The organism is Mycobacterium sp. SMC-4, assembly GCF_025263265.1.
In the GTDB taxonomy this organism is placed as follows: Bacteria; Actinomycetota; Actinomycetes; order Mycobacteriales; family Mycobacteriaceae; genus Mycobacterium.
In genome coordinates this window covers 15428-35385 of sequence record NZ_CP079872.1, presented here as the reverse complement: position 1 = coordinate 35385, position 19958 = coordinate 15428, and the positions used below count along the sequence as shown (strand labels likewise).

Annotated in this window: 15 protein-coding genes; 11 read left to right on the top strand and 4 right to left on the bottom strand. The window is 64.1% G+C overall.

The window, feature by feature from the left end:
• The first annotated feature begins 124 nt into the window (after positions 1–124).
• From KXD98_RS27835 to eccA, 5 genes are read left to right on the top strand one after another with little or no spacing between them, the layout of a single operon-like run.
• A complete protein-coding gene (locus KXD98_RS27835) occupies positions 125–1678 on the top strand; it encodes a MinD/ParA family protein (RefSeq protein ID WP_236439848.1) in 1554 nt (517 codons plus the stop codon).
• Positions 1675–3207 carry a type VII secretion integral membrane protein EccD gene (eccD, locus tag KXD98_RS27830; protein WP_236439849.1) on the top strand — a complete coding sequence of 511 codons (1533 nt, stop codon included), beginning with the start codon at positions 1675–1677 and terminating at the stop codon, positions 3205–3207. Before KXD98_RS27835 ends, eccD begins: the two co-directional genes overlap by 4 nt.
• A complete protein-coding gene (gene mycP, locus KXD98_RS27825) occupies positions 3207–4625 on the top strand; it encodes a type VII secretion-associated serine protease mycosin (RefSeq protein ID WP_236439851.1) in 1419 nt (472 codons plus the stop codon). Before eccD ends, mycP begins: the two co-directional genes overlap by 1 nt.
• A gap of 9 nt (positions 4626–4634) precedes the next feature.
• Positions 4635–6281 carry a type VII secretion protein EccE gene (gene eccE, locus KXD98_RS27820; protein ID WP_236439853.1) on the top strand — a complete coding sequence of 549 codons (1647 nt, stop codon included), beginning with the start codon at positions 4635–4637 and terminating at the stop codon, positions 6279–6281.
• On the top strand, positions 6278–8158 hold the full coding sequence (gene eccA, locus KXD98_RS27815; protein ID WP_236439855.1) for a type VII secretion AAA-ATPase EccA: 1881 nt from the start codon (positions 6278–6280) through the stop codon (positions 8156–8158). Before eccE ends, eccA begins: the two co-directional genes overlap by 4 nt.
• Positions 8159–8264: 106 nt before the next feature.
• Here the strand turns inward: eccA and KXD98_RS27810 are convergent, their stop codons facing one another.
• Together KXD98_RS27810 and KXD98_RS27805 are read right to left on the bottom strand one after the other, a co-directional pair.
• Positions 8265–8765 (bottom strand): hypothetical protein, encoded by a 501-nt coding sequence (locus tag KXD98_RS27810; protein ID WP_236439856.1) that lies wholly within the window; start codon positions 8763–8765, stop codon positions 8265–8267.
• Between the two features lie 172 nt (positions 8766–8937).
• Positions 8938–9258 (bottom strand): hypothetical protein, encoded by a 321-nt coding sequence (locus tag KXD98_RS27805; protein WP_236439858.1) that lies wholly within the window; start codon positions 9256–9258, stop codon positions 8938–8940.
• A gap of 249 nt (positions 9259–9507) precedes the next feature.
• On the opposite strand from KXD98_RS27805, the gene KXD98_RS27800 reads away from it, so the two are divergent.
• The 5 genes from KXD98_RS27800 to KXD98_RS27780 all read left to right on the top strand — a co-directional run bounded on the left by KXD98_RS27800 (position 9508) and on the right by KXD98_RS27780 (position 15842).
• Positions 9508–9930: a type IV secretion system protein VirD4 gene (locus KXD98_RS27800; RefSeq protein ID WP_236439860.1), complete on the top strand. Its 423-nt coding sequence runs from the start codon at positions 9508–9510 to the stop codon at positions 9928–9930.
• A complete protein-coding gene (locus KXD98_RS27795; protein WP_236439862.1) occupies positions 9923–11383 on the top strand; it encodes a type IV secretory system conjugative DNA transfer family protein in 1461 nt (486 codons plus the stop codon). The genes KXD98_RS27800 and KXD98_RS27795 overlap by 8 nt, the downstream gene beginning before the upstream one ends.
• A 1035-nt stretch (positions 11384–12418) precedes the next feature.
• Positions 12419–13405 carry a hypothetical protein gene (locus KXD98_RS27790; protein WP_236439864.1) on the top strand — a complete coding sequence of 329 codons (987 nt, stop codon included), beginning with the start codon at positions 12419–12421 and terminating at the stop codon, positions 13403–13405.
• Positions 13406–13688: 283 nt separating this feature from the next.
• The gene (locus KXD98_RS27785) at positions 13689–14018 is read left to right on the top strand and encodes a hypothetical protein (RefSeq protein ID WP_236439866.1); all 330 of its coding nucleotides are present in this window, start codon (positions 13689–13691) and stop codon (positions 14016–14018) included.
• A 330-nt stretch (positions 14019–14348) separates the two neighbouring features.
• Positions 14349–15842 (top strand): hypothetical protein, encoded by a 1494-nt coding sequence (locus tag KXD98_RS27780; RefSeq protein WP_236439868.1) that lies wholly within the window; start codon positions 14349–14351, stop codon positions 15840–15842.
• 211 nt (positions 15843–16053) lie between these two features.
• Here KXD98_RS27780 and KXD98_RS27775 read toward each other — a convergent pair whose 3' ends face one another.
• Both KXD98_RS27775 and KXD98_RS27770 read right to left on the bottom strand, forming a co-directional pair.
• Complete coding sequence (locus tag KXD98_RS27775; protein ID WP_236439870.1) at positions 16054–16845, bottom strand: hypothetical protein; 792 nt, start codon at positions 16843–16845, stop codon at positions 16054–16056.
• A gap of 743 nt (positions 16846–17588) precedes the next feature.
• On the bottom strand, positions 17589–18413 hold the full coding sequence (locus KXD98_RS27770) for a hypothetical protein (RefSeq protein WP_236439872.1): 825 nt from the start codon (positions 18411–18413) through the stop codon (positions 17589–17591).
• A gap of 460 nt (positions 18414–18873) precedes the next feature.
• Between KXD98_RS27770 and KXD98_RS27765 the strand changes: the two genes are divergently transcribed.
• Positions 18874–19953 (top strand): hypothetical protein, encoded by a 1080-nt coding sequence (locus tag KXD98_RS27765; protein ID WP_236439874.1) that lies wholly within the window; start codon positions 18874–18876, stop codon positions 19951–19953.
• Positions 19954–19958: the final 5 nt, after the last annotated feature.

Genomic DNA, 19958 nt, shown 5'->3' with positions numbered 1-19958 from the left:
CACACCAAAGTCAAACAATTTGGGTGTACAACATATGTGTCTGAACTGCATTAGTATGTATGATATGTACGGCAGCAGGCAGTGCTAGGAGGTAGGCCGTGAGGCGCAAGGGGAACGAGTCACCGTGAGCGACAACGACTTTTACAGCCGATACCTGCAACCGGAGGAACATCCAGCACCGGGTGCTGATGCCGCAAGCATTCCCCCCGAGTCCCAGCCGAGCGGCGAGCGTCTGACCGACGCCGGCGCCGCCGAGCACAACGACCCACACACCGATCCACGGATGCCCGTCGCCGGGGACCCCACTGCCACCCCAGCGGACTGGCCGGACACGCCCGCACCGCCGCCACCAGGTGCCACCACGGCAGCGAGCTGGCCGGAAACACCACCTCCGCCGCCCCCGGCGGCCACCCCGCCGCCAGGCTGGCCTGAAACGCCTCAGCCGGCGGCCGACGCAGACAGCGGCGGCAGGCACGCGATGGGAGCCATGTCCGCGCCGCAATATCCGGGGACTTTCCCCCCATCGCAGCCTGGATATCCGCCGCCGGGGCCGCCGGTGCCCGGCTACCCGGCACCACCGGGTCCACCTCCTGGGTATCCGGCGGCGGGGCCGCCGCCCAGCGCACACCCGGCGGCTCCGACACCGCCGCCGGCCTGGTCTCCGCGTCCGCCGGAAACACCGTCGTGGCCTGCTCGTGGTGGCGAGTCCGTCGGCCCGATGCAGGCGCAAGTCCGACAAGCCGATCTAGTACGTCCGTACAAGCAGTCGCCGGAAACAGGCTGGCGCAGAAGGCTTTACAAGACCACCCGCATTAACCTCGGGCCGGGTGCCAGCGAGCGCGAGTGGAACGACCTGCGCCGGCGGTTGAAGGTCAACCTGCGGGGCACCTACGTGATCGCGGTGCTGCAGCAAAAAGGTGGGGTGTCAAAGACAACGACCACCCTTGGCATCGGTGCGGCGCTGGCGCATTACCGCAGCGACAAGGTCGTCGCTATCGACGCCAACCCGGCGTCGGGCAACCTGGCGAAGCGGATAGACGAACCCAGCACTGGGACCTGGCGAACACTGCTCGCCGACCCGAACCTGCATTCCTACAGTGACTTCCGGCATCACCTGGGCATGGATTCCACCTCAGGGCTGGAAGTGCTCGCCGGCGACCCCGGCGACGCGGTCCTCACCGGCCGTGAGTTGACGATGGCCTGGCAGCGATTGGCCCGGCAGTACCCGGTGGCCTTGCTGGACTGTGGCAACCAGATGCGCGATGACATCACCGCCGCGGTGCTGTCGATGGCCGATGCGGTGGTGGTGGCCTCAACCACCCGTTACGACGGCGCCGAGGCGGCGCAACAGACTCTGAATTGGCTTATCGCGCATGGCTATCCGGGCCTGGTGAACTCAGCGGTCATGGTGATCAGCAATGTCAACAAGATCACTCCGACCAAGGCTGTGCGCAATCTGCACGAAGGGTTCGAACGCGTGGTACGCGCGGTGCATGACATCCCTTATGACCCGCACCTCAGCGACGCCACAGCGATCGACTTCAATCGCCTGGCCCCCGCGACGCGACGGGCATTCATCGAGACCGCGGCCTCAGTGGTGGACGGGTTCGCCGGCGCGGCCGACAAAGATCCCGGTTACCGACCGCAATGGCCCGACCAAGGCGAGGGGTGGCGATGACCGCAACAACCGAACGCGGTGCGCACGGGGCAGTTCCGAGCAGTAAGGTCCGGCTGGCCGAGCAGGTCAGAGTGGCGGTGCTGTTCGAAGGCCGCCAGAAGGATGTGACGTTACCGGCAAGCTCTCCGGTGGCGGCGGTGGTCGATGCGCTGGTGCGTCGTTTGCAGGCCAACGAGGACGGCGGCGACGACGGGTTACGCGAGCCCGATGAGACCGGCATGGTCAGCCCTGGTCTGGTGAACCTCACCCACATCGACGGCCGTCCCCTTAATCGCACACAAACGCTCAGCCAGCAGGGCGTCGTCGATGGCGACCTCCTGGTGCTCGAAGTGGTCGATTCCGAGGTGGAGTTCACCCCGGTGATCGAATCGCCGTCCTCGGCGGTCGCGGTGCTCAACAAGGCACGGACCCCCGTCGTGACTGCGGCCACCGCGCGGCTGGTCGCCGGGGTGATCATCGCCTCCACGGTGGCCACGACGATCGCCCTGCTGATGCTGGCCTGGTCGCGGAATCGCAGCGCGGGCCATGACTGGAACCTGATTCCGGCGGTCAGTGCGCTCGCCGTGGGAGTCTTGCTGATCATCGGAGGGGCTCTGGTCTGGTCTCGGCAACGAGATGCCGTGACGGCCAATGCGTTGTGGCTGCCGGGGGCGTTGATCGCGTGTCCGGCAGCAGCGCTGATGGCGGCCCCCGGCGATATCGGGACCTGGCACGTCGCTTTCGCCGCGGTGGTGGCGACAGTCCTGGCCGCCCTGTTGTGGCGAATCAGCCCCGCGCCGCGCGGCGCGATGGCCACGATCGTGGTCGTCGGAACGGGACTGGCGGTGCTGGCCGTCATCCATGCCCTGACTGGAGCGACGCTGCAGAACATGTCCGTCGCAGTGATGGTGCTGGCCCTGTTCGTGCTCACCGGGGCACCCAAGATCGCGGCACGGATGGCTGGTATCCCGGTGCCGCCGTTCCCGACGGTCACCGGCAAGGACACCTTCGACAACGCCGACGCGATCGCCAAGGAAGCGCTGGTGGCCGCCGAGCACCAGGGGACGCCCAGCGTCGAGGCGCTGCGCAGGGGCGCGGCCGCAGCCAATACGTACCTCAGTGCGCTGTTGTTGGCGGTGGCGGTGTTTTTCGTGGGAGCCTCGTTCTTCGTGGTCGATCCCGGCCAGGGGCGTTGGTGGTTGGCGACGGTGTTTGTCGGTGTCTTAGCGACCGTGCTACTGCTGCGGGGCCGGGCATTTGCCGCGCGTGGGCAGGCGATCACCGTCGTGGCCGCTGCCGTCCTGATGGTGACGATCACGACGGTGAAATATGCACTGGCCTGGCCGGGGCCGGAGGCCGCCTACGGGGCAGCCGCAGTGCTGCTGTGCATCGGCATCGCCGGGGTCATCGCCGCGGCTGTGGTTCCCTCACGGGTGTTCTCGCCGGTGTTCCGCAAGATCATCGAGTGGTGTGAGTATCTGCTGATCGTCGCGGTCCCGCCGCTGGCGGTGTGGCTGCTGAATCTGTTGTCCTTGGCGAGGAACATCTGATGAGGCCCGTGGGTCTGGGCCGGCGCTTGGGAGTCGCCGGGGCGGCGTTGATGTTGGCGGTGGTGTGGCCTTCGGGCACCGCGGCCGCGATCACGCCGCCGGCGATCGATCCGACCGCCGTTCCAGCGGACGGCCAACCCGGTCCCGACGAGCCGATGAAGCAGCGCTACGAATGTCCTGGCAACGGGCTGCTGCCGGGCACCGACGTCGCAGCAGTACCGGCGGCGCAAGCGTTCATGAATCTGCCCGAACTGTGGAAGTCGGCGGGGCGAGGCGCTGGGGTCAGCGTGGCTCTGATCGACACCGGAGTGTGGCCATCACCGCGGTTACCGCATTTGCGCGGCGGCGGTGACTACGTCATGGGCGGTGACGGACTGTCTGACTGCGACACCCACGGCAGCGTGGTGGCCAGCATCATCGGGGCCAGTCCTGCCGAGGGCGACGCGCTCGTCGGGGTCGCCCCAGACGCCGAACTGATCTCCATTAGGCAGTCCTCGGGCATGTTCGCCCGCGAGCGCGGCGCCAACGAGGATGACGCCCGCGCAGGCACCGTCAGCACGTTGGCTCGAGCGATCGTGCATGCCGCCAACGCGGGAGCCCGTGTCATCAACATGTCGATTGTGTCGTGCGTACCGGTCCATAAGCCGGTCGACCAAACGACGCTGGGAGCCGCAGTGCGCTATGCCGCGGTGGAGAAAGACGTCGTGTTGGTAGCGGCGGCCGGCAACGTCAATGCCGCCAGCGCGGGGATGCCGACGGGCGCGGGGTGTTCGCAGAACCCGAACATTGACGCCACCAACGTCAAGGACCCCCGTAACTGGGGCGGGGTCGTCACGATCAGCACACCGTCGTGGTTTTCCGACTATGTGCTGTCGGTGAGCGCGACTGATGACCAGGGCCAGCCCGCGGTCACCGAGCAAGGCGGCGACCTGAGCCTGGCAGGGCCGTGGGTAGGGGTTGCTGCACCCGGACTTTTCGTGGAGGCAGTCAACCCCGAGGGGGCGATCATCAACGCCACGTTCGATCCGCAGACCGCGACGCTCAAACCCATGAGCGGCACCAGCTTTGCCGCCGCCTACGTCTCGGGGCTGGCGGCGCTGGTGCGCGCGAAGTATCCGAATCTGCCTGCTGCGCAGGTGATCAACCGCATCAAGCAGACCGCGCACTCCCCGGCAGCGGTGGTTGATAACCGGGTCGGTTATGGGGTGATCGACCCGCTGGCGGCCTTGAACTTCGACGTACCCGAGATCCCTGTAGCCCCGGAGAACCTGACACGACCGCTGGGGCCACCACTGCCCCCACCCCCACCGGATCATCGCCCGATGATCATGGCGGTGGCCGGCAGTGCCGCATTGTTGATCGCGCTTGCCGTGGTGCTGCTCGTGACATCGATGTCCAAATCGCGACGAGGACAATAGGGGCGCAACGTGACCGTGCTCGATGACCAAATCCCCGGCCCGACCGCTGGATTCACTGATGTGATGCGGCGCTGGCGCCTCGATCTCCGATTGAAGCTGGTGGTGGTGGCCGAACTGATCGCCGCAACGATCCTGGCCATCGCCTCACCAGTGCCCTGGTGGGTGGTGCCGGTGGTCTTGCTCGCGGTACTGCTGGCGGCGACCGTCAGCTACAACGGCGCGACCGCGGCCGGGTGGCTGGTCCGGGCAATCCGGTTCGGGTACTTCCGCCGCTTCGAAGGTGCCCGCGGGGACCGTGCGCGCATCCCCGAGACCTTCACCGTCGACATGCCCGGTGCCGGGCCGATCGGGATGATCTGGGATGGCCAGTACGCAGTGACGATGATCGCCCTGCATGGGCGCCCGTTTTCACCGACCGTGCTGGTCCCGGCCGGCGCGGAGACGGTGGACACCATCCCGTTGCAGGCCATCGAGTCGCGTCTGCGGCAGTTCGCCGGCCTGGAGTTGCACTCGGTCGATGTCGTACAGGTGGGTAGCCGCGTTGCCGGTGATGGCGGCTACACCCCCAAGTACGCCGAGATCGTCGGCGACAGGGCCGCCGTCGGTGACCGTCGGACGTGGCTGGTGCTGCGGCTGTGCCCGCAGGCATGCCTGGCAGCGATGCTCTACCGCGGCGATGCCGCCGCGGCGGCCGCCGCCGCAACCGAGCGGGTGCGCCAAGCGGTGTTGCGCAGTGGATGCCGCGCAGTCACGAGCACCGAGCTACAACTGCGGGCGACCATCGAAGCGTTGCTCAACAGCACCGACCTGGACCGCGTGCAGGAAAACTGGTCGAACCTTGACGCTGACGCCGACTACGTCACCACCTACCGCATCGCCGGGCGTGACTTGAACACCAAATTGATCAACGACCTGTGGACCGTGCGGGCACACCGGACCGTCACCACGGTGCGACTGTTTGGTGATACGACCGGTCGCACCCGCGTCGCTGGACTGGTCCGGTTCCACACCGACATCCCGATGCCGAATCCACCTCTGCTGGCTCTGCAACCGGTCTCCGGGCAGGCATTCGACTCACTGCTCGCTTCCCTGCCGCTCGGTGATCGCGCATTGCGGTTGGAGATGTCCCCACGACTACTCGGCGACGGCGCTGACCTGAAAATTCCGGTGGGTCCGTCCGGGCCGCTGTTCGGGATGACCGTCACCGGAGTGCCCTTCCTCATGCCGCTGACCGACCCGTTGCGAGCAACCCGTGTCTCACTGAGCGCTGATCTGTCCGTAGCGATTCCCTTGCTGCTGCGCACCAGCGCTGCTGGCGCGGTGATCCTGATCCACACCGACCGTCCCGCCGTGTGGCAACCGTTGTGCGACAACGATTACCGGATCAGCCTGGCCAGCGATCGCGACCCTGTCCGACCGCCGACGGTCATCGTGGCCGACGGAGAGGGGCTGGCACTGACTGCTGGCGAACGTGGCCACAGCTTGGTCACCCTGGGCCCCGTCGACCCCGATGCGGACGTGACAATCGTGCAGGAATCCCCGGATGAGCTGGTGGTCGGCACGCCGGCAGTGCGCGGCGTGCGACTGTCTGTGATGCGTCCGCGTAACGAAGCACAGTTCCTGACCCACCTGCACGCGGGAGTGATGCAGCCATGATTGATGAGCGCTCACTGCAGGCATTGCAGGCTGCGATGAAGGTGTTCCACAGTGCACCGGATCGGGCTGCGCAGGTGTTTGTGTTGGCGACCGGCGACGACCCTGAGCTTGCTGATGCGTGGTTGGGTCGCTACGCCACCGGAGAGCGCTCGGTTCAAGTGCTGCAAAAGCTCGCCGCGCATGCCGACCGGCTCGGTCAGGGCCTCAACCGGATACAACACCGGCCCGCCGACCTCGGTGCCTATTTCGACATCGACTACGTGCGTCTGCCGATCATCGACGCGACCACCGCGCGGCTGGCCTACGCCGCCGCCCTGCTCCAGAAGCAGGACTATCAAGGAACCGACGACGTGCTGGCCACGCTGCCGGCCGAAGTTCCCGCCGTGGCCTATGTCCGGGCGTGCCTGGCCATCGCGACCCGGCGGTGGCCCGATGTCCTTGTTGCGGTCAGCAGCTGTGGTCACTGGCACAGCGACCCCCATCTTCGGCGGGCCGCGAGCCTGCAGGAAGCCTGGGCGGCCGCCAGCCTCGGCCTCAGCGACCGGGCTCTAGAGGCAGTGGATCGGGTGGTGAATCCGCCCGCTGACGACGCTGCCGGCGGGTTGCGGCCCAGCGCTCAACAAGCCAGCGACGACTTGAACCGGGATGCACTGTTCTGCCGAGCGCTGGTCCTACGCCATCTGGGCCAGGCCGAGGAAGCACGAACAGCCCTGACCAACATCCGGGTGCAGTGGCCCAACTTTGAGCGCGCTCAAACTGCCTTGTCTGATCCCACCTTCAGTTTGCAGATCACCGACCCGCAGACCATCGACACGCGTACCGACCGCTGGGATCCGGAGACGGAGACCAGCCCCGAAGAACGGGCCGCCCAAGAGTCGGCCCGCTCGGCGCAGTCGCTATTGGCAGAAGCCGAAGCAGAATTGGAGGCCATGGTCGGCCTCGATGAGGTCAAAGCTCGGATCTCTGAGCTACGTCACGACTCGATCGCGCGGGTGCTACGCGAGCGCAAGGGGCTGCCGACCTCGCCGGTATCGCGGCACCTGCTCATGATGGGGCCACCAGGAGTAGGAAAGACCGTCTCGGCGCGAGTGATCGCCCACATCTTCTGCGGATTAGGGCTGCTGCGCGACCCCGCCGTCTACGAGACCCGGCGAGACAAACTGGTCGGCCGCCACGTCGGCGACACGGAGAACAACACCCGAGAACAGCTCGAAAAGGGTATTGGCGCCACAGTCTTCATCGACGAGTTCGGCGACCTGATCCACAGCGGATACGGAACCGGAGACCCGTTCGGTCAGGCGATCATCAGCACCTTGGTGCCGTTCATGGAGAACCACCGCGACGAAATGGTCGTCATCGCCGCCGGCTACCCGATGGCCAGCCAACGCGTGCTAGCAGCCAATGACGGCTTGCGGTCACGGTTTTCGACCATCATCGAATACACCTCGTACAACCCCGACCAACTCGTCGCGATCATGGAAGCTATCGCCGGTGCCGATAGCGACAAATTCGCCCCCGAGGCGCTGGTGGCGGTACAGCAGAAGTTCGGCGAGTACTACAACACCCAGATCACCAGCAGCGAGGGCGACATCATTCGCGTCATCGACGCCTTGGGCAACGGCCGGTTCGTGCGCACCGTGGTCGAAAAGGCACAACTGAACCGCAACAGTCGCATCGTCAGTTCACTCGGGTTGAGCGGGGCCGATCTCAACGACCCCAACCTCGGTGCTGAACTCGACGCCGATGTGCTGACACTGTTGACCGCCGAGGACGTCCATTACGGCCACCAACAAGCACTCCCGCCGAACATGCGCACCGCGCGTGCCGCCGACTGGCTGGCTGAGGCAGAGGCACAACGTCACGCCAAAGCGCCGTAGGTGCCCGGCTTAGCTGACACCCATGAGCTTTGAGCTGTTCGACGGATGTTCCCTTCGCTGAGACCGCTGCGACGGGCTTGATCTTCACATCCAGAGGGAAACTCGATCAGAATCCAGCGAGCTTTTCAGCCTGTTTTCTATAGATCGAGACCACTTGCTCCTTTGTCACTTCACCCGGCCCATCACGAGAGACCTGGATGCCAATCATGGTGCCGCGGACGAACCCGACTCCCCCGAAACTACGCGAATTGTACGCACCCACAAGAAGATCAGACGCACCAGGGATGTCGATCTTGCGTTGCTCTCGGGCTACATCAATACCCATAAAGTTGTCTTCCCAGAATGTCCTGCAATCCTGAGGTGGATCAAAGGCCGCAACGTCAAGCTTGAATGTAGCCGGACTAGCCGTAAAGTTCCCCGACTTGTCATTGGTGACTGCAATCTGCCCCACGGACATCGCGCCCGCCCACGGACACCTTTCGTCAGCGGTCGGATCGGCCGCATTACGACCCATGGGCGCATTCTCAACCCTGCGTACCTCGTGAAGCCAGCGGTATTCGCCCTCGACGGGAAACTCTTGCTCGGTCAGAAACATGTCGCTGGTCAAGTTCGTAATGTCTGGCTTCGCAAGAGCGTTAGCAACCACATCGGAAGCGGCCCCGCCGACGCCATCGGTAAGCGACGGCGCCCCCGAGCAACTCGCCAGTAGCACAGCCGCCAACACAGCGGACGACATCCCGACCAGCCTGCACAGAACCATGAACTTCCCACCCCTTTGTCTAGAACAAGCGATGTGTCGAGGAGCAACCGTCATACACATCCATGTGCAGATGCCAGCCTAATTTAACCCGCCTCCCCGCACGCAGTGAATAACCCTCCCCATGCGTCCAGCCTCCAACCGCCACAGCTTCGGCGAGGCGAGAAGACAGACCATGGGTCCGCTGCACGATGCCGATACGTCGGTCGATACCAAAGTTCATCAATCCCGACTGATACGCATTGACCGCCTCGGTCTGTGCAATCATCTCGGCACGCACGGGGTTGTTGATCACCTTGCGGATGCGTTTCACCATCGCGGCCTGGCCTTCGCCCCGAGCCATGCCCTGCTTGATGGCCTCTGAATCAGCTTGCGGTTCGTGTCGGTCACCTGAGACAAGCCAGCTCAGACGTCACCAATCGTGCAGCAGACCCCATTAAGAACACCCCGCGTGCATTCTCTGATGAGAGGGTGCGGTGTCAGGCCCACATCAGGCACGCATCCATAGGGCGGACGGTAGTCGCAGTCCGGACGGGCGTGCAGCATATGTCGACGTGTTGATTGATTATGCGCTTTCTGGCAGCATGCAGTCATGATGTCAGGGGACGATCCGACCCGTTACGTGGATTGTGAGTATGCGGCGATCGTGCAGGCCGAATCGCTCCTGCGAGTGGGCAAGCAGGGACTTGGTCGGGACCGTCCGGCGAGTATCTGGGACGTCCAGGCAGTGAGTCCCCTTGCCGCGCTGTTGTTCGCCGCGTCCCCGCGCGGAAACGACCGGGGCATCCAGTGGGTACGCGTAGCCGTCGACAACACCGATCCGGAAGATGTGCAGACGCCCGGTTGGGCGCAGGCAGCGCTGAGATGCTCCGTAGCAGCCACCATGTCAGGGCAATCGGTCGTGGAGATGCTGACAGCGGCACCACGCCATAGGAATTCGATCCTCGCAGCGGTGCGTACCGCCTTGGACGCGCTGGACGCGACCGAGGATCAGTGGGAGCAGCGTTGTGGCTAGTTCCGCGGTGAGCGCGGCCCCGGCGTTTACCCCGACGCCCACCACCTACTGCGGGTTTGCTCGGCGGCGGGCACCGAGGTCCGGGGAGGAACTGTACGTGCCGCGCAGTGCCCCGATGGTGCTGGTCTCGGCACCCTCGGACACCGGAAAGTCGCGTCGGATTCTGGCACCGGCCGCGGTGTTGTGGGGCGGGCCGGCGGTCGTGGTCTCCTCAAAGGACGACCTGATGCAAAACGTGATGCAACGGCGTTGGGGGCCGCGGGCATTGCTTGATTTGCGGCCCCTGAAATCCCCGGTCTACCCGGACGGCATTGTCGCCAACACCTATGACCCGACGGTGACCATCGACAGCCCCTATGAAGCCTTGACTGTGGCCGAAACGATCATGCAGATGTCGACGGTGGGGTTGGGCTCAGGCGCGGACCAGGTCTCCGACGGCGGCGTGTGGGAATCCCAGGCCGCCGGGCCGCTGGCGGCGTTCTTGTATGCGGCCAGTCCCCAGGGCAACAACAAGGGTATGGACTGGGTTTTGACTGGGGTGGACAATATCGACCCGGAGAACACCGCTGAACCGGGGTGGGCACAGGCCGCCGCGATTTGCCACGAGTACCCAACCCTGTCGATGGGCATGTTGCGGATCATGGAAATGGATCCGCGGCAGCGGGATTCGGTCGCCATCACTATGCGCAAGGCGATCACACCGTGGCTGCGGACCTCTTTGGTGAAACGACCCGGCGCCGAAGCCTTCACCCCCGAATTCCTCGATGACCCACAGGCCACGCTGTACGTGCTCGCGCCGGCAGATGGCACCGTGGCGGGGTCTGCGGTGACCTTGCTGGATTCTCTGGTGCGACGCTGGCGTGAGAAGACTTCCGCGCGTGAACCGATGCATCGACTACTGATCATCGTTGATGAGTTGCCCAACACCGCACCGATTCCGTCGCTGCGTAGGATCGTCGGTGAAGGCCGTGGCCTCGGGATCAACTTTATGGCCGCAGTTCAGGCATCCTCGTCGCTGGACACCGTCTACGGCCCCACGTACGCCAACGAGTTGCGCGACATTTTCGGCGCCTCGGTGATCATGTTCGGCGCCCGCGAGGAAGAACTACTGACCGCCGCCGAGAACTGGTCGGGGCTGACCAACCGGCGCAGTCAAAGCCTCGGGCAGGCCGATGCCCACAAGAACCTCAGCAGCGACCTGGGAGCCACACTAAGGTGGCAGGAACTGCTGCCACCAACTCGGGAACACGCTCGCCTGCTCGTCAGGGGTGGTGTGGGCACATCCGTCGAGATTCCGGACTGGTCGGTGTTTCTGCACTACTACGACCAGGCCATCCGTCAGATTCTCCAACGGAGTGGTACAACAGATCGCGTTGCTGAAGAACACTATTCGCGTGCGGCAAACCGACTTCGGAGACTGTGGGCCGACCACCGCAACGACGTAGAGCTATAGGCTTCGTCACCGCGGGCCATCTCAAAATGGAGAATGGCGGCTATTACAGGCTGGTGCGCAACACCTTTGGAGGCGGCCCCCCGAGACCGGGCCACACTTTAGAATTGCTGATCATTACGGAGTCGATGACGCTCACCCGATGCGATGCCGCTGGCCGGGGCATAGCTCCACAATCGCCGTCCGCACCTGATGGTTAGCCAGTGCGGTCCTCACTTCCAGACCTGCCGACAAGATCGCTGCTTCTGTCATCAGGCCTGGGTGCGCTTTGAGGTGACTGCATATCGTATGACCTTGATCAACCAGGACCTCGTCTGACGGCCATTCGTCGGACCCGCCAGACCACGCCTTGACGCTTCGCAGGTAACTCTGTTCGGCAGCCGAAAACTGCCGCGCGGTTCCCTCGGCACCGTGATCAGGCGCTCCGCACCCGCCGGCGATAGCGGTCGCAGCAGCCGTGCCGGCTACTCCGACAACGACACCGGCCCCGGCGATCCACGGCCAACCACGGGCTGCGGTCCACCGAACCGGCGGCGTCACCGCAGCAGGCAACTTGCCCGATCCTGGCGGATTCACTGACGGCTTCGGCTTTCGACCCGGCGGTTGAGCGGGTCTGCGACCAGGTGCGCTACTCGATGCCGGCGCCGTCGAACCTGGAGCCCTCGTAAATAGCTTCGCCGAGAAGCCCGGCCAGCGCCCTTCCCCCTTCACAAAGCCGAATATCACCAGCCCAGCTACCGCCACCGCTGCAACAGCGACAACGGCCAAAAACACCAAAAAAAGAACGAATAAGAAGTCGGACACCGCGAGCCCCTATCCCGATGCCCCGACGGTCTGGATATCCCCGGAGCGAGTCGTCCTAGATATAGCACCACCAGCGTCCTGATTCATTGAATCGACGAGAGTAGTTGGCGCAGGCAGGCATCGACGGGGGCGACTGTCCTAAGAACACCGCGCTGAACGAGGTATGGCTGACGCGCGTCAGCCACTGAGGCTATGGTCAGAAAAACGGTCACTGGACACACAGGGGGATTTTCCGTGGGGCGTCGCGAACGCAAAGCGCTGAAGAATCTGAAAGCCCAGCGGGCAGCGGAAGAAAAGCTCGCCGCCGAGGATGCGAAGAAGGCAGCCCGCGAAGAGCGCATGGAGCAGGCTAAGGCCGACTGGGCCGCGAAGTCCCCCGAGGAGAAGAAGAAGGTCTACAAGTGGGTCGGCGGCGGCGCCGCCGCATTCGTGGTCCTAATTGCGCTCAGCGGGGCGTGCGGCGGCGACGACAAAAAGAGTGACAGCAACAGTGACGCTGCCCCGGCCAAGGAAGCCGAGGCCCCGCAGGTGGTCAAGGCGCCCGTCGTGATCCCGTCTCCGATCTCGTTCGCCGAGGAGAAGAACGGGATCAAGGTCGACGCGGTCGATCTCGGTCAGCACATCGTTGACGGTGTCAACCGCGAGCGGGGGATCTTCGACCGCGCCAACTGGCGGATCGTGGCGCAGTGCGACTACATGGTCGGCAACACCATGAAGGCTGGCGTGATCAAGTCCGACGAGTTCGGTGTGATCACCGCTGCCGAGCAGGGCGCGTCCATCGCGGACAACAGCTTCAAGTTCATGCTGGACTGCCCCGCTGCTCCCGCTGGGGCATCCACCGCGCAGGACCCGCCCCCGGCAGCCGCGCCCGAGCCGGCCCCTGCTGCCCGTCCAGATCCGACTCAGGCTGAGGTTCAACTGGCATTCCAGGAGTACATCGATGAGCGGGCCGCAGCAGGGGTGATGCTCGCCGAAGCGGTCACTGATGTGTCGGTCAACGGTGGGGTAGTAACGGTGGTGATGGATGCCCCTCCCGTAGTTCTTGAGCTGAGCCCCTACGACAATCACGCGGAACTGTTCGGCATCCCGGTGGCGTTCGACGATGACGAGGGCCTCTGGCTGCGCCAGGTCGTCCAGCGTGTAGATGTGGTCAGCGCAGCCGGGCAGTCAATGGGTTCGATGACCGCCGCCGAACTGCGGAAGATGGGTACCGGCGAGTAGCCGTGCTACGACGATCTCGCATGTGGCCGGGTGGGTGACCTGACCACGAGATGGGAAGTGCCAGGCCTCGCGCGGCGAACTCACCTAGATACCGGGGCGCACAAACGAGGTTCTGCGCCGTGGAGTCCAACGCCCAGGTAGATGCGAGTTGCAAATGGACGTCCGGCGCGGTCGGTCGGCTGCTAGATTCACTTCCAGCTATAGCAGAGCAACGCCGCTGCAGACACTTCAAGCAGATCCATGGGGGGATCCAATGATTCGTACAGTGCTAGTCGCTATCGCAGTGAGCGGCATGGCGGTTGGTGGCCTGCTGTTAGCGCCTGGCGCGGCAGCAGCGGAAACGATCACTGTCCATGAGCTGTGCGAGGACCTTCGGCCCCACATGAAGATTGGCGTTGGCCTCACCTGCTCTACAAGTCCGTCGCAGTTCGTTGGCGGCACGCCCGTGGTCCAACGGGCGGCGCAGTATCCCGGTGCGTACCCGGTTGATCCGGCCAATCCGTGGTCTGACTGGGTCTTGCCGGGTGGTCGAGCATCGAAAGTGGTGAAGATCGGCGACCCGCGCGATGTGATGAGGGAATGCCGCAGCAACCCCGAGAACTACTGCGGTTGATCGCCGCACATTCGAGATCCCGTTGGACCAGCGCGACCACAGTCGCTACCCAGGTGTGCCACCAAAGTACGAGCCGCACGCGAGAGTCCCAGAATGATTTCCTTGCAAGATGATTCAAGGGTCACAGGGGCTTGGACCAGTACACCGGGGATGAGGAGGGCGAGGGTGACTGAGCGTAGTTGGCTTGTCTCGGTGGTCGGCGTGGCCGCCGTGCTCCTATCCTCGTGCGCGTTCCTGACTGGTGAACAGCCGTCAACAAGTGCACCGCCCCCGACCACATCTGTATCTCATGGTGAACATGCGGGGTCGGTGGTGGTCGATGGAGTGCGCGTGGATGTTTCGCCCGAGGGGGGCGACCTTGGGCGGCAACTCACTCTCACCCCTGCTGGTATCGAGGCTGAGCCGGGCGAGGCGCTCACGGTGTTGACCACTCCACTCAGCGTGGAGCTCGACCAGGGAGCAACGCAGCCCAGCGCCCCGGTGCGGTTGCAGTTCGATCTGAGCGACCGACCCGATCTCGCCGCGAAAATGACCTCCACCGCGGTACCTGTCGTAGAGTCGAGATCCACCAATGATCCGAATCAGCAGGATATGTTCCCCGCCACGTGGGATCCGGCCACAAAGACAGTCACCGCAGAAGTCACTCACCTGACCGCATTCTGGGTCAGTGTGATTGACGTACTGAAGGTGATCGAAGACGGGGTCGGTCGCGTCTTCGGCGAGATGGTCCGCGGGGAGTCGAAGTCACCGTGCCGCAACAAAAGTGAGCTGAACCTCGACGGCACCGACTATGTTTTGACCGCTGTGCGTCCCGGCGCAGTCGCCGGATGTCTGGTGAACGTCGACGGTGCGATCGGCATTGACTTCGAGAACGCCACCGGAGCGTTCTACGCAATCACGGTGGCGCCAGAGACCATCGGCGGCGAATGGATCGTCACCCAGACTATGAGCATGGCCGACTCAGCCGGAACAATCACTGCTGGCCTGACATCTACCAACAGGGGGGTACTGGCCGGCCGCTCCGCCGGACGGTTCATCCTCAACCGCGGTGTCACCGAAGGAGATATCCGGATGACCCCGCAGCCGCAGGGCATCCTCGCGAAAAGCCTGTTGTCTGGTATGAGCATGCTCAATATCGACCTGAAGCGTTTTGAGCACATTCCCGGCACATGGGACTGTTTTGCCACTGCTGACAACGCCACCGACGTCGGCCCCAAGATCACCTACGGCGAAGTCGTCAACATGATCGGTGATATCAGTCAGTGCCTTGTCACACATGCCGAAGCTCAAGGCGGCAGCAACGTCCGAAAGGAGGCGCTGCACCGCCTCAGCGTCGCCGTCGCTGTGCTCACCGAATTGCCCCAACAACTCGGGGATCTGGTTGCCGGTGGACTTGATGAGGCGTCTAGGACCTCGGTGAAGGACTTCCGGCTGCGCAGCTCTACACCAACCCCCGCCCCGCAGACTTCCGTACCAGCGGCGCCAGGGTCGGTCATCGACCGGGTCGAGGTGTCGACCTGGGCGTACGACCGGGTCGAAGGCGACACCTACCGCGCCGATAACACCGGCGCCAAAAGCATCCAGGTCTTTTGGAAATCCTTCTCGGGGCCAGACCAGGTCCGATCCGGCTGCACGTCGACCGTGCGCATCTCCGGTCCCGGTACTTCCGAAACCAAAGCTACTTCGAACTGCGACTCCTACAACGCCGGCACCTTCGTCAAAGCCAAGGCGCCCGGCGACTACACCGTGACCGTGACTGTAAGTCAAGAAGGACAACCCGACGTTATCGCCGAACGCACCGTCACTGTCCTGCCACACCGGTGATTTGCGTCCGCTTTCGAGCGGGCTTCGGCGGCGAGCCTGAGGCGGTCCAGCGCCTCCTCCTTTCGGACACGCCCGGCACCTCGGATCGGTCCTGCGGGAGCACGTAGCCCCGATCTGTGCCGCCAGGGCCCCATAGCTCGTCTAGACGGACTTTACGGAGCGGCGGTTAAGCGGATTGGCAGTACGCGAGTTTCTTGACCGAGGTTTTGATCTACGTCCAACCGACGAGCGTGGTGCTTTCATCGAGGTCAATTCCATTCAGCTCGACTTCTCTTGGGGCGCCACCGCCATTGCTATCGGTGATCCACAGCTCGGATACGTTTCGCCTAAATGCGACATGCTGCCCGTCTGGGCTCCCAACAGGATTTGAAATTCTTGATTCGTTTGCTTCCGGCAGCAGTGAAACTTTATCTGCGGGAGTGCCAACGCCGCATCCCTCCTCGTCCACCTTCCGAACTATCAGGGTCCGGTCCGTGTAGTCATTGCGCATATCGGGAATGAGGGCAGCCCGGTCGAGTGAAATGTAGGGGCCTCGATTCTTTCCGCAACTCCATTTCCGGGCGTATAGTTCGCCAGCGCCGTTCCGTGCGATGTCGGACGTTCGCTTGCCCTTTAGGTTGCCAGGGGGGTCGAGAGGCTCTGCCGCGGCCACACGTGACCCGTCACTTGCCTTGACCACGTACCAGGCGACATCAAGGTCCCTTTGTTCGGTGAAGTAGAAGTTCCCGGCGCCATCAAAACCGATTGCTTGGTAGGCGGGCGCAGGCCCATCGAAGGGCCCCGAGGGCACGCCCTCTGGTGTCACATCGGTGAACGAGCCATCTTCGTTCACCCATCCCACAGTATTCGAGTTCTTTCGCGTAACTGCGTACCTTAATAAATCTGGAGCTAGCCGAATATCGTGGCTATCGAGCAGTGTTTCGTCTTTGTAAAAATCAACATTTTCGAATACGGCATGTTTGGAGTAGTTACCTGTTTGGGGGTCGACAAACCCGATCGTCACGCGTTGATCATTCCGAGTCTCTACGACGAGTCCAGACCGGACGGTTTGAACTGGCACAACAGGGGACGGATCAACACCGGCGGTCTCACTTTGTGGTTGTTCTGAAGACTGCGCAGCAGTCGCTGGCGGCACCGGCTCATCCGAAGAAGACGAACACCCGGCTACGAGCAATCCGATCGCTGTGGCGGCCGCAGCAGCGCGACGACAGCGGACATGCCAAGTGGCTGCTGACACAACCCACCTCTTCCATTTTTCTTTCACCGTGCCACAGAAAGCTTCGTGCATTCTTAGCAGAACGCTGTTCGAAAGGCGGTCCATATGGCTGGACTTCCGAAACAAGCGTTCGACGGGGGGCGGGGTGGCGGCGTCAATGGCCGCAGCTCGTTGAGCTGGCGCGTTCCTGTGGGACTGGGGAGGTTCAAGAAGTCCTGTGTCCCGAGCTCGGGCCGGAAGGGACGATGGGGACACATGGGATGGTGGGAAGCGGAACAGCCGCCGGACTTCGTCCATCAGAGGCCAAGCTTGGCATTACCGCGGGCAGAACCCACATGCCGCACGATACGAAGACGGGCCGTCCACGGACCCGGCGATCTGCACAGCGGTAGCACCCGGACCCGTGCGCACCCGCCGAATCAACACCTCCAACCGAGGCTACCGGCCCAGCTTAGGGCGCAGAATGGGCACTAAGCCCCGCAAGAACCCCAGGTCAAAGCACCGACTGGTCCAAGCGTGGCTAGAGCGACTTAACTCGGGTGGTAGCGCAAGCCGATGGTGCTTGAGGGAGTCAGCGCCTCCGAGACGGTGGTCTTGACTCCGACCCCGACGGCTGCCGTTGTCCAGATGATGCCCAGCACGTTAAGCACCAGGGCCGTGAGGAGCAACGCCGAGGATCGGGGGAGTGAGCGAGTAGGTCCGGCGCCCAAGGGGGTCAGTTCGATGGGTTCTGCGACCGTTTCGGTGTCGAACAGCGAGGGTGCGGTGAGGTCGTCAGGTAGCAGTTGCGCAGGCAGGTCTACGGACGGCGGTGGCGGCGTCAGTGGCCACCACTCGGTGGAGCCGTCGATGGCCAGCCAGCCGTTGAGAATGCCGTAGATCCCGGCGGTGAGCGCGGCTGCGGGGATCTGGGCCATCAGCCAGGGCGCCAAGATTGCGCTGCTCAGGCTGGGGCCTGGGTTGTAGAGCACGGTGGTCAAGGCGCCGAGGACTGCGGCGGCGATGAGCAGCGCCGGTACTGGGTAGGAGCGTAGGCGGTCGGGGATCAGGGTCTCGATGCGCTGGTAGAGGAATCTGCCGACCGCCCAGCCGAGGGGCGCGGCGAGCGCCGCCAAGACCACGATGCCCAGCTCTAGTTTGGCCTCGACGGTCTTGGCGCCCCTGCTCAGCAGTGGGTGGGTGGCGTGATCGTCATAGGGGTTGGGGCGGGCTCCAGCGGTCTCGCGGTGGCGGCGGCGAATTCGTCGGTTGAGCAGCTCGGCTCGGCGGATCTGCATCGTGAAGATTCCGGAGTGCTCCGCGATCCACTCGCGGCGCAGCTCGTCGTATCGGTCAACACCCGGCTTGAACAACATTTGTTTACGTGTTGTCTTTCTGTGTCTGGTCTGTCACGATGAGAAACATGTTGGACAGCGTAGCGCCGGGACTGGCAGTTGTCTCCTTCTTGGGGGAGTCCGCAACGCTCTACCTGGGTGTTGTGTTTGGGCTCTTGCTAATTGGGGTGTTGCTGCGCGTGTCTGTGAACAGGCTGGGCCGCCGGGATGGCGTCCCTGGTCCGGCTGCGGCAGGGGGCGGCGGGGGTGTCTCGATTGCTTTACCCGTGAACACCACTTCGCCGTCCAGCGTCGTCGCGGTGGGCGGATCGCACCTGTGGCCGGCCACGTTGGTGGGGGCACCGCGGCCCGCCGCTCGCGGCCGTGCAGGCGCACCGCAACAGGACCCAGTGGGGCGGTCGTGGCGGGGGCAGCGGCGTCGGATAAGCCCGCGGGCGGCGGCCACCCTGCATCACGGTGTCGATCCTCAGCGGAGGCCGCGATGACGATGACCAATGAGGAGTGGACGCTTCAACTGCAGACGCCGGGGGATGCTGATGGTCTCTACCCTGATGCCCCCGGCTTCGAGCCTCCCGAGGGCGCCCAGGCCGACCATGAGGTTGACGACGACGCCGAGGTAGATGACTTCTACGGTGACGAGGAACTGGGCGAGGATCTCTACGACGAGGACGAGCAGGACGGGGATGACCCGTTCGATGATTACGCCGATCCGATGGGCGTGGCCGAGGGGTTCCCGCGTGACCTGGTAGCTCCGGTCGATGGTGACGAGGACCGCGGCGAGCTGGAACGGCCGCGCCGGTTCGACGGCAAGATCGCGATGGGCTTTGCGGCGGCGGGGCTGGTGGCGGTGTTGGTGGCGATCGTCGGTGCGGTCACGGTTTACGGTTCCGATGAGCCGGCCGCGCGTCCGACTGCCGCATCGGTCACCGAGCCTGGCGATCTGCCGCCCTCACGGCCGGCGCCGGCGAAACCTGCGGTGGCAGACACCTCCGACCGGCCCCTTCCGTACACCGCCGATGCCGCGAAGTCCTGCGCAGCGGGGTCGACTTCGGCGCAGACGATGGCCGGGGCTGATCCGCACAGCGCGTTTGTCTGTGTGCGCGGTGGGGCCGACGGACAGGTGATCGAGATCGACCTGTCGAAGACCTACATGATCACCGCGATTTCCTTGACTCCCGGCTGGGTGGGCAAAGATGCCAGCGGAGTGTCGCAGTGGGGGCAGTATCGCGTGGTCACCACCGTGCAGTATCTGTTCAACGACACCGACTCGACGCTGGTGACTCAGGAAACCAAGAACGTTCACGGTGAAGCCGTTCAGCCGATCAAGCGGGTCCTGGCCTCCAAGATCAAGATCCTGATCCGGCAGACCTCCCGGCCACCGGCTCAGCCCGAGGCCGGAGCGTCACCGACGACAACCGCCGGGGGGTTCGCTGCCCCCACACCGCCGTTGTCGCTGGCCCCGCTGCCTGCCGACTCGATGGGTGGGCACCCGGAGTCCGACCCTGTCGATGCCGCGTTCGCGATCAAGAGTTTGAAGGTCATCGGCCACGAGCCGCTGTAACAGCG

Bases quoted from the DNA above. Each gene is read 5' to 3' on its own strand.
- eccD (WP_236439849.1), top strand. From the start codon at position 1,675: ATGACCGCAACAACCGAACGCGGTGCGCACGGGGCAGTTCCGAGCAGT.
- mycP (WP_236439851.1), top strand. From the start codon at position 3,207: ATGAGGCCCGTGGGTCTGGGCCGGCGCTTGGGAGTCGCCGGGGCGGCG.
- eccA (WP_236439855.1), top strand. From the start codon at position 6,278: ATGATTGATGAGCGCTCACTGCAGGCATTGCAGGCTGCGATGAAGGTG.
- KXD98_RS27805 (WP_236439858.1), bottom strand. From the start codon at position 9,258: ATGGCTCGGGGCGAAGGCCAGGCCGCGATGGTGAAACGCATCCGCAAG.
- KXD98_RS27800 (WP_236439860.1), top strand. From the start codon at position 9,508: ATGATGTCAGGGGACGATCCGACCCGTTACGTGGATTGTGAGTATGCG.
- KXD98_RS27770 (WP_236439872.1), bottom strand. From the start codon at position 18,413: ATGTTGTTCAAGCCGGGTGTTGACCGATACGACGAGCTGCGCCGCGAG.
- KXD98_RS27765 (WP_236439874.1), top strand. From the start codon at position 18,874: ATGACGATGACCAATGAGGAGTGGACGCTTCAACTGCAGACGCCGGGG.